Below are 14,099 nucleotides of genomic sequence, written 5' to 3'. Positions count from 1 at the left end.
GCTTTTTTTGTGCATGGCAACTCCAATCGTAACATATAGATTAACGCAGGAGCTTGTTCGAGTGGACGGATGGACAAGTAAAGGGCGGGTGAAGCTTTATGGACGGTATGGTCGATAAGGGAATTACGATAGATTTTTCCGTGCAAGGGATGAGTTGTACCGCATGTGCGGCAAGAATTGAGAAAACAGTAGGGAAAATGCCAGGTGTTGAAGCGGTAGCGGTCAGCTATTCAGCAAGAACAGCCTGGGTGCAATATAAGCCGGATCTCATTCAGCCGCTTAAGATTATGGAGCAGATCGGCAAGATCGGTTTTAAGGCGGCGCTGCCTGAGCATGCAAAGGAAGGTTTTGAGAAGGAACGCAGCCGACTTAGGCTGAGGCTGATTATCTCGCTGATCTTAACGGCTCCCTTGCTGACGGCGATGGTTCAGCATTTGGCGCCTTTTGCCCAGATCGAGATGCCTTCGTTGTTGACCAATCCTTGGCTGCAGCTTGGACTAGCTACGATTATTCAATTCATTATTGGCCTGCCATTCTATATCGGTGCTTATCATGCGGTGCGTTCGCGTGCGACCAATATGGACGTGCTGGTAGCGACAGGTACGTCGGCTGCTTATTTGTACAGCCATTACCTCGTGTTTAATGCGGATCGTGCTGCTTTATTTGCTCATGAAGTACCCTTATATTTCGAGACATCAGCTGTAGTCATAACGGCAGTTCTACTTGGTAAATTTATCGAAGCGTCAGTGACCTCTCGGGCACAGTCGGATGCTTCGGGTTACAGCAAGCTGCTGAATACAGTGGTCAGGGTGGAGCGGGCAGGCGTGATGATGGACATCCAAACGGAATTTGTCCGCGAGAATGATTATGTCATTGTTCAAGCCGGACAGGTGATCCCCGTCGATGGGGTTATTGCGAGCGGTGAATCGGAAGTAAACGAGTCTTTGCTTACAGGTGAAAGCGTACCTCTAGCCAAGCGTCCAGGCGATCCTGTATGGGCGGGTACGAGGAATGACAGTGGGGTTTTACGTATTCGAACGACGGCAGCAGGTCATTCGACCATGTTAAGCCGAATTGTTGATTTGGTACGGCAGGCGCAGCGCTCGAAATCCATGATTCAACGTCAGGTGGATACGGTGTCCGCCTGGTTCGTCCCTGCGATGCTGTTGCTGTCGCTTGGTACTTTTATTCTTTGGATAACGGTGGCTGATCCAGGCAACTGGACGATGGCATTCCGCTGTGCGGTTGCGGTTGTGCTTGCTGCATGTCCTTGTGCATTAGGACTGGCTACACCAATCTCGCTTGTTGTAGCTTCAAGCCGGCTTGCTAAGCGGGGAATTGTCGTGAAAGAAGCTGGAGCGCTCGAACGGTTAGCTCAGCTCGATATGCTTGTGCTGGATAAGACAGGCACCTTAACAGAAGGGAAGCCACGTGTCAGTCAAGTGCACACGACGTTTGGCAGTCGCCAAGGTTTGCTGCGTCTCGCAGCTGCGGTTGAGGCAAGCTCCACACATCCACTTGCCATTGCGGTACGAGCGGAAGCTATGCAAGCGGGTCTTGTCCCACCGGCTGCTACAGATTTCGAATATACAACGGGAAAAGGGGTAGAAGCGGTTGTCGAGCAGCGGAGAATTGGTGTTGGTAATGCCAGCTTTGCAGCCTCAAAGCATTGGACTTTCGCAAGCGCTTCGATTCGCAGTTTTGCAGAGGAGCGCCAGCAGCTTGGTGAGACGGTGCTCTATACATCGGATAATAATCGGGTAATTGGGGCGATTTCCTTCATTGATGCCGTCAAGCCTTATGCAAAAGCAGCGGTGACCCAGCTTCGTAAAGCCGGGGTAACAGTAATCGTAGCGACAGGAGACCATCCAGCACCAGCACTAAGCGCGGCACAAATTGCCGGTATCTCCCCATCACAAGTACATGCGAACATGCTCCCTGAGGATAAGCTGGAACTCGTAGAGAGATTAAAAGAGCAGGATTATAAAGTCGGAATGGCCGGTGACGGCTGGAATGATGCTCCTGCACTAGCTGCAGCCGATGTAGGGATGGCGATGGGGGACGGAACGGATGCGGCCTTAACTGCTGGCCATATAACGCTGCTGCAGCCTCGGATGACAGCCATACCGGAGGCGTTGCTGATCAGCCGTCTGACAGTGCGGAATGTACGGCAGAACCTGACCTTTGCTTTTATCTATAACGCCCTCATTATTCCATTCGCAGCCTGCGGACTGCTTCAGCCCTGGATGGCTGGAACAGCGATGGCTTTTAGTTCCGTCTCTGTAGTAGGCAATGCGATTCGGCTTAACTCCCGTCTTCGAAGAGCAGCTGTTCAGTCCTTTTAAAAATATAAGAAAAAATAAATTCATCTATACTGCATTTATATTTCATCTGCGAAACGTATGCTGCTCCTCTTAAAAGAACTGCCACATGCTTATTGTGTGGCAGTTCTTACTTTGAAAGCATAGCCCTAAGGTCGGCACAGCTGTTTACTATTGGCTGGACAATTCTAGAATATGGGTGGTATAGTTACGTTGGTCGTAATTGAATATTAGTGAAACAGGTGCTGCTAGAGCCATGAGGCTCTTGCAAGCTTAATAGGGAAGTCCGGTTAAAATCCGGCACGGACCCGCCACTGTAAGAAGCGGTCTACTTTGTATAGACCTGTACGTCAGCATAAGTCACTGGGTAATGAGAACCTGGGAAGACGCTGTACGTATACGCTTCAAGTCAGGAGACCTGCCTGTTTGCATAACGCTGTACCTACGTGGAATTAGGGAAGTGTTGGAATGAGGGATCTTGTCCTTTTTGCGTTCACGCATAGGGACTTCCGGCATTTCCGGCACTTTTGCCGGGAATGCCTTTTTTAATTTCACCAAATAGTAGATGAGGGAGTGCAAAGAAACAATGAAAGAGAGAAACATGAAGAAACTGATTTTGGCAGTTATGCTGACTGCAATGCTTGTCATCATGGCGGCTTGCGGCTCGAACAAAGGCAACACAAATGAGGGAGCAAATACAGGCACAGCCAATACAGCGGCTCCAAGTGAGCAGCCTAGTAATAGTCCAGCTGCAGCAGAGACGGTATATCCCCTTAAAGTAACGGATGCGACAGGTACGGAGTTATCCTTCGAGAAGGCGCCAACAAAGGTCGTTTCCATTGCGCCAAGTGAGACTGAAGTCATCTATGCCATTGGAGCTGGTGACGAGGTTGTTGGTGTAGACACTAACAGCAACTATCCAGAGGAAGCAAAATCGAAGTCTCAAGTAGGGGACATGAACACGAATATTGAAGCCGTAGTAGCGCTTAATCCGGATCTTGTGCTGGCTTCATCAAGCATGAATGTCGATGCAATTGAACAGCTTCGTAAGTTGAACATTCCGGTTCTTGCAACAGATCCATTGACTTATGATGAAACCATTGCCAAAATTGAGACAATCGGTAAAATTATGAATAAGAACGATGAAGCTGCTGGTGTAGCAGAGCATATGCGTACGGTGAAGCAGCAGGTGACTGATGCAGTGAAGGATGCTCCGAAGAAACTTGTTTATCTTGAATTCTCGCCAGGCTGGACAGTTGGTTCAGGTACATTCCTTGACGAGCTTCTCACGATTGCCGGCGGTACGAATGCAAGTGCAGCACAAGCAGGCTGGTATGAAGTAAGTGCAGAAGAAATTGTTAAGCAGAATCCTGCTATTATCCTATATCCTGATTTGGAGGTAGATCCGAACCCGATCGTCTCCGCCCTTAACAGCCGTCCAGGCTGGGATGCGATTGATGCAGTGAAGAACAAACAAATGTTTGCCATCGGCAATGACGAGAGCTCACGCGTAGGTCCACGCCTTGCAGACAGTCTGCTGGAAATTGCGAAAGTTCTTCACCCGGATCTTATTAAGTAATATGAAAAGAAAATTAACGGTCTACGGAGGAGCAGCCATGCTCCTTCTTGCTGTTTCTATCGTAGCTAGCTTATCGATCGGCTCTTCGACGATATCATTCTCTGATGTATGGGGAATTCTATTGCATCAGCTTCCATGGATGGATGATGCAAGTGAACATTGGAGTGCTGGAGAGATTGCTATTGTCACACAAGTCAGGCTGTCCCGCGTATTGCTTGGTGTCTTAGTCGGTGCATGTCTTGGGCTTGCCGGAGCAGGATTTCAAGGTGTGCTGCGTAATCCACTTGCCGATCCATATACACTAGGCGTGTCATCTGGCAGCTCGGTAGGAGCGGCTTTTCTTATTTTATTTGGTTACCAGACATTAATTGGCGAGTGGACCATTCCGGTCATTGCTTTTGTAACGGGGACACTCACTTTGCTTGGCGTATTTTTTCTTGCACGCAGCAGAGGTGTTATGCAGATCGAGACACTTGTATTATCCGGTGTTATTATTCAATCCTTCCTTGGAGCTTTTGTATCTTTGATGGTATCGATGTCGAATGATGTGGTCAACCAGATTTTGTTCTGGCTGATGGGGTCGCTCGCGATGAAGAACTGGGCGGACATTTATGTCGTACTGCCTTGCCTTGTTATCGGCTTGCCGCTGCTCATCGCTTACGGTCAAGCGCTCAATTTGTTTGTACTTGGTGAGCGCCATGCCGCACATCTTGGTATTCGAGTGGAACGGACGAAGCTCATTGTACTTATCGGCTCGACGCTGCTTACGGCGGCAGCTGTATCGGTCAGTGGAGTAATCGGATTTGTAGGACTGGTTGTTCCTCATCTCATCCGATTAATTGTTGGCCCTGATTATCGGCTGTTAATCCCCTTATCTGCGTTTGGCGGAGGCATCTTCATCTTATGGTCGGATACCATCGCACGAGTGGTGCTCGCACCAAAGGAAATCCCGCTAGGTGTTGTTACGGCATTATTAGGGGCTCCGTTCTTTGCTTATTTATTGTACCGGCGTAAAAAAGGACAGGAGGGCCAAGTATGATCTCCGTAGAGCGATTAAGCAAGACGGTTAACGGCCGTCCTGTACTAGATAACATCACATTCGACCTGGAGCCAGGCCGAATTCATGGGATTATCGGACCAAACGGTGTAGGCAAATCAACTTTACTGCAGCTGTTATCTGGAGTCATGAAGCCTTCATCTGGTGAGGTAAGTTTTGATGGAGCGAGGATGTCTGGTTACTCCCGGAAGGCACTTGCGAAGAGGCTTGCCGTGCTTCAACAAGTCGGCTTGCCGCCTGCTGGTTTTACGGTAAGGCAGGTCATTGAGATGGGTAGATTCCCCTATCAGAACTGGTTTGGTGATGAAAGGGAGGACCATTCGGCTTTGATTGATTTTGCTTTAGAGTCGATGGGATTGACGGCTCTAGCCAATCGGTCATTGGACCAGCTCAGCGGTGGTGAGCGGCAGCGCGTTGCACTTGCGAAAGTGATGGTGCAGGAGCCGGAAGTCATATTACTTGATGAGCCTACCACATATTTGGACATCGGTTATCAAGTGCAGCTGCTGGATACGGTCCGGCAATGGCAGCAGGATCACGGCCTCACCGTGGTAGCCGTCTTACATGATCTTAATCTGGCATCCTTGTATTGTGATCAGATCATCGTCCTGCATCAAGGTGGAGTAGCTGCAAGAGGTACACCAAGGGAAGTACTGACCGAAGCCCTAATTCGTGAAGTGTATCAAACGGAAGCTTCGATCGTGATTCACCCTATTACTGGAACGCCACAAATCTTGCTGCAACCTAAGGGTTCAAGACAGATGCTAGCTGTTACATAGATACATAACGAATCGAAAGAAGGTTTAAAACCAATGGCTAATTCAGCTTATGCGCAATTAGAGAACGTAATCGAACAAATTACACCTTACCAGGAATCAGCTGCACAGCATGCAAAAGCACATTCTGACCAATTGACGAAGCCAACAGGCAGTCTCGGTAAGCTAGAGGATATCGCATTCCGATTAGCCGGCATATCCGGCAAACTATGGCCGAACCTCAGCCGAAAAGCAGTCGTTGTCATGGCAGGTGACCACGGCGTCTGTGAGGAAGGGGTAAGTGCTTATCCTCAGGAGGTTACTCCACAGATGGTACTGAACTTCCTAGGCGGAGGAGCAGCGGTAAATGTGCTTGCTCGTCAAGCAGGAGCAGATGTGTATTGCGTGGATATGGGCGTTAATGCCGATATTGAGCATCCTGATTTGATCAACCGTAAGGTTGTACGCGGAACAGCCAATATGGCAACGCAGCCTGCGATGAGCCGGGACGAGGCGATGCAGGCGATTATGGCAGGTGTTCAAGTTGCCGACGAGCTGGCGCGGCAGGGGTATCGATTGTTTGCAACAGGCGAGATGGGAATTGGTAATACAACGCCTAGCGCAGCATTAACATCGGTATTAACCGGATTATCGCCGGAACAGTCGGTTGGCAGAGGGACGGGCATTAATGATGAAAGCTGGAGACATAAGATTGAGGTCGTTAAACGAGCGATTGCTGTCAACGAGCCAGATGCAGCAGATCCGATCGATGTGCTCGCCAAGGTTGGCGGCGCAGAGATTGCAGGGATGGCTGGTTTCATCATCGGTGCAGCGGCAAATGGCTGCCCAGTAGTGATTGACGGTTTTATTTCTTCCGTTGCTGCACTGGTATCGGTACGTTTGGCGGAACAAGTGAAGCCTTATCTATTTGCATCCCATCTATCCCATGAGCAAGGCCATGCAACCGTGCTGGAATCGATGGGCTTGTCGCCGATGATTCAACTGGATATGCGGCTTGGCGAAGGAACAGGTGCCGTATTATGCTTCCATTTCATTGATGCGGCATTAAAGCTGATGCAGGAAATGGCGACCTTTGACAGTGCAGGCGTCTCCAGAGAGTAGGTGCTGTTCAGATGGTGATGTTAGTAACCGGCGGAGCGAGGAGCGGCAAAAGCTCTTTCGCTGAGCAGTTGGCAGCCCGGCTAGGTGAAGGTGGAATCTACCTCGCTACGAGCCGGGTGTGGGATGAAGAAATGGCGGAGCGGGTAGAGATGCATCGCCGCAGCCGGGAGCAAGGCGATTTCAAATGGGAAACCATCGAAGAACCGATGGAGCTGCCTAGACGTCTACGTGAGCTGGCAAGCGAAGCAGCCAAGCAGATAGTGCTCGGACAGAAACCACCAGTAGTACTCGTTGATTGTTTGACCTTATGGCTGACGAATTTACTGCTGGAAGTAGAAGAGCGGGAACAATCCGAATCAGCGGTAGAACAACATCCTGTTCCTGCTATATGGATGGGTGAACAAATCGATGCGTTTATCCGTGCTGCATCGGAATACCCTTATCCTCTCATTCTTGTTACCAACGAAGTGGGAGATGGGATCGTTCCTGCGTATCCGCTTGGCAGAAGATTTAGAGATGAAGCGGGAAGGCTGAATCAACGGATTGCTGCCGCTTCCGAGAAGGTTTTCCTTGTTACAGCGGGAATTCCAATTGAAATAAAAGCCTTACAATTTCGGTGGGAGAGCTTATGATCTTTTATTCCCTGCAAGAAACCTTGCTGCTTATTGCTGCAGCTATTGCGATAGACTGGATCATCGGCGATCCGAAGTGGCCGACCCATCCTGTAATTTGGATCGGTCGGCTTATTCGTGTGCTGGAGAAGTATCTCCGGGCTAAAGAGGAGGGACGGAGCGCTGCTCAAGTAAAAGCAACCGGGATCCTCCTGACGGCGGTAACCCTGGTTATGTCTTTTGGATCAATGTGGGCTATTACGGCTGCTGCAGCTTGGATTCATCCGTGGGTCGGCTATATCGTCAGCGCTTGGTTTATTTCGACAACAATTGCTGTCAAAGGGCTGAAGGATGCAGCGATGCTCGTCTACCGTCCTTTGATTGCCGATAAATTAGAAGACGCACGTAAATATGTGGGATACATTGTAGGTCGTGATACCACTCAATTAACACCTTCAGAAGCCTCAAGAGCGGCTGTGGAGACGGTAGCGGAAAATACAGTAGATGCCTTTGTATCGCCGATATTGTTCGCTCTGATTGGCGCTGCGCCAGTTGCGATGATGTATCGTACTGCCAACACACTTGATTCCATGGTTGGTTACCGTAATGAACGTTATGTAAACTTTGGGTGGTGTTCGGCAAGGACTGATGATGTTCTGAATTATTTTCCGGCACGATTTACTGGACAGATGTTAACGGTTGCCGCCCTCCTGCACAAAGGGATGTCTGCTGCACGTGCCTGGTCATCCATTCGCGAATTTGCCAGCCGCCATCCAAGCCCAAACAGCGGTATTCCGGAATCAGCTGTTGCAGGTGCGCTTGGAATTGAGCTAGGCGGTCTCAATTATTACTTTGGTGAGCCAAGCGAGCGGGCAAGAATGGGCTGGCCGCTAAGAGAGCTGGAGCCTTACGATATTGTGCGTTCGGTTTGGCTGTTATACGCGGTAAGTATTCTGATGATGGTTGGAGTGTTAACGATATGGTTATTTCTACTATAAAGCGCCATCTACAAGCCGCAGCCGCATCGCTTCAATTTCTGACGCGAATCCCGGTTCCGCTTAAGGTTCCTTTTGAACCGGTAACGCTGGCGCGGACGGTCATTTATTTTCCATTCGCTGGTGTAATCATCGGATCTATACTTGCAGGTGTGTTCGGTATGCTCGAGCTCTTTTCACCATCCATGCCTGCAGCGGTGCTGCTGCTTATTGTCTGGACGGCGTTAAGTGGAGGGCTGCATCTAGATGGCTGGATGGATACGGCCGATGGTGTACTGAGCCATCGCTCACGTGAACGGATGCTGGAAATTATGAAGGACAGCCGTGTTGGCGCTATGGGTGTAATCGCGGCGGTCCTGCTGCTGCTGTTCAAATTCGCTGTGCTGGCGGAATGGCTGGGACAGGAGGATGGAAAGCATGTGGTGTCACTACTTGCGATAATCCCGATCTGGAGTCGTTGGTGGATGGGAGCAGCCATTGCAGGCTGGCCAAATGCGAGACAAGGAGAAGGGATCGGGGCATTATTCCATCTTGCTTCCCTTCGTCAAGTGACGGGAGGATTTGTATTAGCGGTCCTCTTAACGGTTATATGTACAACGATTGATGGTTTTTCACTGTACGAAACGATAGTCGTCTTGATTGGTTGTGTATTGCTTACATGGATGAGTGGGACATTGCTCGCGGTATGGCTTAGCCGTAAACTTGGCGGATTAACAGGAGATACCTACGGTGCTTTGAACGAGGCAGTGGAAGCGGTTCTATTATTTGCTGGTTTACTGGCTATTCACGTAATCTAGCGATGAGGGGGAACAATCATGCTTGAGCGTTATGGACATGGGGGAGATTTACGGACGGCGGAAGAAACCTACGGCTTTCCTGCAAGGCAATTTATTGATTTCAGTTCCAATATGAATCCATTTGGCCCGCCTGAGGGAGTGAAACGCGTCCTATTGCAATATGCCGAGCAGATTGACCGGTATCCGGATCCTGCCGTGCGAGGTCTTCGAGCAAAGCTGGCGCAGCTTCATAGGGTGGATGAGCAGTCGATTCTTATCGGGAATGGTGCTGCAGAGTTAATTGATCTGGTCGTGAGGGCGATTAAGCCATCCATGACTACATTAGCTTATCCTTGTTTCACGGAGTATGGTGATGCGATTATAAAGGCTGGAGGTTCTATAGCCCCGGTGATGTTATCGCCAGAGAATGATTTTGCTTTGACTGAATCGATGCTTGATGAATGTAATGCTTGTTTTTATATGTTAGGTTCCCCAAACAATCCTACAGGCCAACTTGTTGATCCTGCTCTTATTATGAAGCTGGTCTATCGAGGTGCCACGGTTGTGGTAGATGAAGCATTTATGGATTTTATACCGGAAGAAGAGAAGTTTACGTTAATCCGAGAGGCTGTTAATCATGATCGATTATTCGTGATCCGATCGATGACCAAGTTTTATGCGATACCTGGTGTTCGCCTTGGTTATATGGTGGGAGCGCCTCAGCAGATTACGGCATTACGCAAGCTTCAAGTTCCATGGAGCGTGAATTCTCTGGCTCAGTTAATTGGAGAAGCGGTACTAGATGAACAAGAGTATGCCGCTCGTACAATGGAATGGCTGAGGGTTGAACGTCCATGGCTTATTGGCAGGCTGGAAGAGCTTGGTCTGCGGGTTGTTCCAGGTGCGGTTAACTATTTGCTTGTACAGCTGCCAGAACAGCCAGGACTGACGGCGGCTAGCCTGCAGTATGAGATGGGGCGGATGGGTGTGCTCATTAGGGATGCTTCCCATTTTATTGGACTAGATGAATCGTATTGCCGATTTGCGATAAAGCTTAGACATCAGAATGAATGGTTGCTGCAAGCGCTTGAGCGAGGATTAGCCAAATTTCAGGAAGCAGGCATCCGATGAGTCAGCCTTTTCGTCATGGCGAGAGCTTTGAGTCTGTCGTTTGGACTGGCGTTAGAATTTCACTACTGGAAGATCGAATCGAAATCACTAGTCCAGTTCAGCTTAAGACACTAAGTAATGCGATACATAACGGCGGTATGGCGGAGGCTTATACAATCGTGAATTGGAAAGTTCCACTCGATTATGCGGGGATGGATCCTGTTGCTGATACGGAAAGCCAGTTATACCATTGGGGATATAGACCCGAACAAACCATTGGTCTGCTTACGGCGGCAAAGCTGACCCATGCCTCGGTAGCCGAGCTGGAAGGGGATCGCTTCAAGCTGCTGTGCATCACTACGGCGGGCACGCGTAATGCGGCTCGAGCGGGGTTGCCGCGGGAAACTTTTTCGGCCTATTCGGCTGGTACAATTAATACGGTGCTGCTCATTGACGGCCAAATGACAGAATCTGCTATGACGAATGTGGTGATCACGTATACGGAAGCGAAGGCAGCGGCCCTACAGGACTTACAGCTATTAGATCCAGAAAATGGCCAAATCGCTACAGGAACCACGACAGATGCAGTTGTTATAGGGGTTAGCGGGAGTATGGAATATGAAGCCTTACATGCTTATGCTGGAACAGCAACAACAATAGGCAACGCCATTGGCAGACTCGTATACAATACGGTATATGAATCATGCCAAACACAGCACGAGAGCTAATTCCGGTCTATCACGTTAAACGTGGGGCTGGAACTAGCTCTCGTTTTTTTAAATATTTTACGCTTAGGTGCTCCATTCAGTTAAACAGCTGCTTCATCAAAGTATCATGAATGGTAATTGAATCGGTTGGAATCCGAGCCATTTCAAAACAATGAATAAGCTCAGATGCTGCAACGGGTTCGAACCGTTCGAGTTGACCAGCTAGATAGGCCAGCCAACCGATTATTTGTTCGGAGCGCACGCCTGCTGCCTTTAGCCCCGCGAGGGAAGTATCTCCATGACGTTTGGCAAGCCGCTTGCCGTCTTCACCAAGCAAGAGGGGGATATGCGCAAAGCGTGGCGCTTGCAAACCAAGAGCATCGTACAACATGAGCTGACGTGGTGTGGAATCCAGCAGATCTCCTCCACGCAGGACATCTGTGATCCCCATAGCCGCGTCATCTACAACAACCGCAAGTTGATAGCTCATGATTCCGTCTGCGCGCCGGACAACGAAGTCACCGCCTGCGCCGGGCGGGAAATTTTGGATACCAGCTATACCATCGTTAAACAGGATTGGTCTTACCTCGTCTGTACGAAACCGAAGGGAAGGATCCTTGTGGGCTTGCCGTTCCTGTCTCTGTTCGGCGGTAAGCAGGCGGCAAGTGTAGGGATAGGCCGGTCCTTCGGCTGACAGCCCGTGTGGTGCACTGGCGATAGCAATAAGCTCAGCGCGGCTGCAATAGCAGGGATAAAGTTTACCGCTTTGCAGCAGCTTGTCCATGGCGGATTCATAGAGATGAATTCTTTCACTTTGTGTGTAGGGAGCATACGGCCCGCCAATATCGGGTCCCTCATCCCAATCCAGTCCGAGCCAGCGCAGATCGGCGAGTGCTTGCTCTGCAAGCTCCGGGCGGCAGCGCGGTCCATCGATGTCTTCCATCCGCAAAACAAATTGTCCGTTCTGCTTGCGGATCTGCAGCCAGGCGAGCAAGGCTGCCCAAGCATTGCCGAGATGCATCATCCCGGACGGAGTAGGGGCGAAGCGTCCGCGTATATTCAACATAACGATCGACTCTCCTTTATTGACAACGATGATAGCATGACCTTTTTGCCGCATGCAACTTTTTTACAGAACGGCTTCTACACGTTAAAATAGGAGAATCGGTTATTACGATGGAGGATACAGCTATGATTCGAATAAAAGGGTATACGAAAGATAAGACGTGGATGAATGACCTGCAACTAAATGATTTGAAGGAGCTCGATTTGGACTGGTATTGGGTGGACTTCAGTCAGCCGGATCCATCGGAGACGAAGCTGCTCGACAGCTATTTTCATTTTCATCCGCTGGCCATTGAGGATTGCTGCCACTTGCTGCAGCGTCCGAAGCTTGATCACTACGATGATACGCATTTTTTCGTGCTGCATTCGATTGATTCCCGGAGTCTGGAGGTTCAAGAGGTTAATCTATTTATTGGTCCCCGGTTTATTGTGACCTATCATGTGCAGGACTCGGTTGAGATTAACGATGCATGGGAGAAGGTTCAACATGCCTCCAAGCTTGGTGAGGACGGCTATATGTTCGCGGCATATATGATCATTGACCAGTTGGTCGATCAATATTTTCCCGCTGTACAGGAGCTTGAAGAGCAAGTGCTCGATATGGAGATAGGAAGTGGAAGTGAAAGCTCGGATCAGATGACGATGGACGAGATCTTTAATATCCGTTCACGGCTGTTGAGGCTCCGTAAGACGATTCTGCCAATGAGGGATTTGCTGTACCGAACGCTTAATACCGAACGAATTGATGGACTTAACGGTTATTTAGCTTTCTATAGGGATATTTATGACCATCTCCTCAAGTTGACGGAAATGACAGATGCTGCACGTGAAATGACTGCGGATTTGCGAGACAGCTTTATGTCCTATAGCTCGAATCGGATGAACTCGATTATGAAGACGCTGACTGTTATTACGACGATCTTTATGCCGCTGACGTTTCTTGCTGGGATCTATGGGATGAATTTTAATAATATGCCGGAGCTCAGCTGGCACTGGGGATATTTTGGCCTCATAGGCTTTATGGTGTTGATCGGGGCAGGTATGTACGTCTGGTTCCGTAGAAAAGGCTGGTTCGATTAGGAAGAGAATGGCGGGGGATTGAAGTACATAATGAATAACGAATCGATAGAGACAATCAATCGAAAAAGAAAGCTGCAAATCATTGGTGTGATGGTTGGGATCTTTCTAGTCCTTGCGTTGCTGTTTGCTGTTATGCTCTACGCCCTTCAGGTGAAGAGTAAAGGGTCTGTGGAAAAGGGGCCAACTGCTTATACATACAAAGAGCTGTTAGCATCAAACGGAATGGAACTGCATGTGCTAAAGACAAGTCCATCGAATGTAACGCTCACTTCTATTCAGAATAATGTTGCGCTAACACCGTATTATGGCGTGAATGGCGGATTCTTCTACGAGAAGGCGCTGCTTAGCATTGCTGTTGTTGATGGGATGCCCGTTAACGGTGACATTAAAGAGTATGGTTCAGGTGATGAAAATGCTAAATATGCACGGGGAACACTCGTCTGGGATGGAGCATCCGATAAGTTGTCTGTCCAAGTGGTACGTAACGCATCTGATTTGAAGGTAATGGATCATACGAGATTTTGGGCGCAGGGCGGAATTAGTATGAGCCTTGGCGAGGATCAAGATTGGCTTAAACAAATGAAGAACGAGCAGGCACCAAATCCAGAGGATAATCGTCTTCGTTCCGCGATGGTATATGACCATGAAGGTATGCTGTATTTGATCGTCAGCAGTACAAAAGGCTCCCTGCAAGTGTTCCGTGATGCAATTGTGGAGCAGGTGGCAGGAGGCAACCTGGAAGACGGAATTTTCTTGGACGGTGATGGCTCCTCCCAGCTTCGGTCAGCGGAAAAAATATTGACCGGCGATAATCGCCCGGTTGCTCAGATGGTCCGGCTTGTAAAATAATTTACGGCATTAATTATTAGTTATTTTACGTCATTAAATAATATTTATTAATGGCATTAATTTGTCGGTGAT

The 14,099-nt window shown here is 49.1% G+C and carries 13 protein-coding genes and 1 riboswitch; of the genes, 12 read left to right on the top strand and 1 reads right to left on the bottom strand.

Annotated elements, in window-relative coordinates; translation table 11 throughout:
- Nucleotides 1-98 precede the first annotated feature (98 nt).
- From AB4Y93_RS03535 to AB4Y93_RS03490, 10 genes are all read left to right on the top strand, one after another.
- Nucleotides 99-2,345 carry a heavy metal translocating P-type ATPase gene (locus AB4Y93_RS03535; protein ID WP_441888999.1) on the top strand — a complete coding sequence of 749 codons (2,247 nt, stop codon included), beginning with the start codon at nt 99-101 and terminating at the stop codon, nt 2,343-2,345.
- Nucleotides 2,346-2,544: 199 nt separating this feature from the next.
- Nucleotides 2,545-2,761: riboswitch (cobalamin riboswitch) on the top strand.
- 161 nt (nt 2,762-2,922) lie between these two features.
- Nucleotides 2,923-3,900, top strand: coding sequence for an ABC transporter substrate-binding protein (locus tag AB4Y93_RS03530; RefSeq protein ID WP_441888997.1), 978 nt, complete (start codon nt 2,923-2,925; stop codon nt 3,898-3,900).
- A 1-nt stretch (nt 3,901) separates the two neighbouring features.
- Nucleotides 3,902-4,939, top strand: a complete 1,038-nt coding sequence (locus AB4Y93_RS03525; RefSeq protein WP_441888995.1) for a FecCD family ABC transporter permease — start codon at nt 3,902-3,904, stop codon at nt 4,937-4,939.
- Entirely contained in the window at nt 4,936-5,736 is an 801-nt protein-coding gene (locus AB4Y93_RS03520; RefSeq protein WP_441888993.1) for a heme ABC transporter ATP-binding protein, read from the top strand. Before AB4Y93_RS03525 ends, AB4Y93_RS03520 begins: the two co-directional genes overlap by 4 nt.
- Before the next feature lie 33 nt (nt 5,737-5,769).
- Nucleotides 5,770-6,834, top strand: coding sequence for a nicotinate-nucleotide--dimethylbenzimidazole phosphoribosyltransferase (gene cobT / locus AB4Y93_RS03515; RefSeq protein WP_441888991.1), 1,065 nt, complete (start codon nt 5,770-5,772; stop codon nt 6,832-6,834).
- 11 nt (nt 6,835-6,845) lie between these two features.
- Nucleotides 6,846-7,466 carry a bifunctional adenosylcobinamide kinase/adenosylcobinamide-phosphate guanylyltransferase gene (gene cobU / locus AB4Y93_RS03510; RefSeq protein WP_441888989.1) on the top strand — a complete coding sequence of 207 codons (621 nt, stop codon included), beginning with the start codon at nt 6,846-6,848 and terminating at the stop codon, nt 7,464-7,466.
- A complete protein-coding gene (gene cbiB / locus AB4Y93_RS03505) occupies nt 7,463-8,443 on the top strand; it encodes an adenosylcobinamide-phosphate synthase CbiB (RefSeq protein ID WP_441888987.1) in 981 nt (326 codons plus the stop codon). Before cobU ends, cbiB begins: the two co-directional genes overlap by 4 nt.
- On the top strand, nt 8,425-9,237 hold the full coding sequence (gene cobS / locus AB4Y93_RS03500; RefSeq protein ID WP_441888985.1) for an adenosylcobinamide-GDP ribazoletransferase: 813 nt from the start codon (nt 8,425-8,427) through the stop codon (nt 9,235-9,237). Before cbiB ends, cobS begins: the two co-directional genes overlap by 19 nt.
- Before the next feature lie 18 nt (nt 9,238-9,255).
- Entirely contained in the window at nt 9,256-10,347 is a 1,092-nt protein-coding gene (gene cobD, locus AB4Y93_RS03495; protein WP_441888983.1) for a threonine-phosphate decarboxylase CobD, read from the top strand.
- Nucleotides 10,344-11,054 carry an adenosylcobinamide amidohydrolase gene (locus AB4Y93_RS03490; protein WP_441888981.1) on the top strand — a complete coding sequence of 237 codons (711 nt, stop codon included), beginning with the start codon at nt 10,344-10,346 and terminating at the stop codon, nt 11,052-11,054. The genes cobD and AB4Y93_RS03490 overlap by 4 nt, the downstream gene beginning before the upstream one ends.
- A 76-nt stretch (nt 11,055-11,130) precedes the next feature.
- Here the strand turns inward: AB4Y93_RS03490 and gluQRS are convergent, their stop codons facing one another.
- Nucleotides 11,131-12,099 (bottom strand): tRNA glutamyl-Q(34) synthetase GluQRS, encoded by a 969-nt coding sequence (gluQRS, locus tag AB4Y93_RS03485; RefSeq protein ID WP_441888979.1) that lies wholly within the window; start codon nt 12,097-12,099, stop codon nt 11,131-11,133.
- 125 nt (nt 12,100-12,224) lie between these two features.
- Here gluQRS and corA point away from each other — a divergent pair, with 125 nt between their 5' ends.
- Nucleotides 12,225-13,178: a magnesium/cobalt transporter CorA gene (gene corA / locus AB4Y93_RS03480; RefSeq protein ID WP_441888977.1), complete on the top strand. Its 954-nt coding sequence runs from the start codon at nt 12,225-12,227 to the stop codon at nt 13,176-13,178.
- A gap of 30 nt (nt 13,179-13,208) precedes the next feature.
- Nucleotides 13,209-14,027, top strand: coding sequence for a hypothetical protein (locus AB4Y93_RS03475; protein WP_441888975.1), 819 nt, complete (start codon nt 13,209-13,211; stop codon nt 14,025-14,027).
- Nucleotides 14,028-14,099 lie beyond the last annotated feature (72 nt).

Source organism: Paenibacillus sp. YAF4_2, from assembly GCF_052113225.1.
Lineage (GTDB): Bacteria > Bacillota > Bacilli > Paenibacillales > Paenibacillaceae > Pristimantibacillus.
Note: the sequence above shows the minus strand (reverse complement) of the source record. Positions and strands in the feature narration are given on the sequence as shown.

What these genes read in the sequence shown, in the direction of transcription:
- AB4Y93_RS03535 (WP_441888999.1), top strand. Translation starts at nt 99, where the DNA reads ATGGACGGTATGGTCGATAAGGGAATTACGATAGATTTTTCCGTGCAA.
- AB4Y93_RS03530 (WP_441888997.1), top strand. Translation starts at nt 2,923, where the DNA reads ATGAAGAAACTGATTTTGGCAGTTATGCTGACTGCAATGCTTGTCATC.
- AB4Y93_RS03525 (WP_441888995.1), top strand. Translation starts at nt 3,902, where the DNA reads ATGAAAAGAAAATTAACGGTCTACGGAGGAGCAGCCATGCTCCTTCTT.
- AB4Y93_RS03520 (WP_441888993.1), top strand. Translation starts at nt 4,936, where the DNA reads ATGATCTCCGTAGAGCGATTAAGCAAGACGGTTAACGGCCGTCCTGTA.
- cobT (WP_441888991.1), top strand. Translation starts at nt 5,770, where the DNA reads ATGGCTAATTCAGCTTATGCGCAATTAGAGAACGTAATCGAACAAATT.
- cobU (WP_441888989.1), top strand. Translation starts at nt 6,846, where the DNA reads ATGGTGATGTTAGTAACCGGCGGAGCGAGGAGCGGCAAAAGCTCTTTC.
- cbiB (WP_441888987.1), top strand. Translation starts at nt 7,463, where the DNA reads ATGATCTTTTATTCCCTGCAAGAAACCTTGCTGCTTATTGCTGCAGCT.
- cobS (WP_441888985.1), top strand. Translation starts at nt 8,425, where the DNA reads ATGGTTATTTCTACTATAAAGCGCCATCTACAAGCCGCAGCCGCATCG.
- cobD (WP_441888983.1), top strand. Translation starts at nt 9,256, where the DNA reads ATGCTTGAGCGTTATGGACATGGGGGAGATTTACGGACGGCGGAAGAA.
- AB4Y93_RS03490 (WP_441888981.1), top strand. Translation starts at nt 10,344, where the DNA reads ATGAGTCAGCCTTTTCGTCATGGCGAGAGCTTTGAGTCTGTCGTTTGG.
- gluQRS (WP_441888979.1), bottom strand. Translation starts at nt 12,099, where the DNA reads ATGTTGAATATACGCGGACGCTTCGCCCCTACTCCGTCCGGGATGATG.
- corA (WP_441888977.1), top strand. Translation starts at nt 12,225, where the DNA reads ATGATTCGAATAAAAGGGTATACGAAAGATAAGACGTGGATGAATGAC.
- AB4Y93_RS03475 (WP_441888975.1), top strand. Translation starts at nt 13,209, where the DNA reads ATGAATAACGAATCGATAGAGACAATCAATCGAAAAAGAAAGCTGCAA.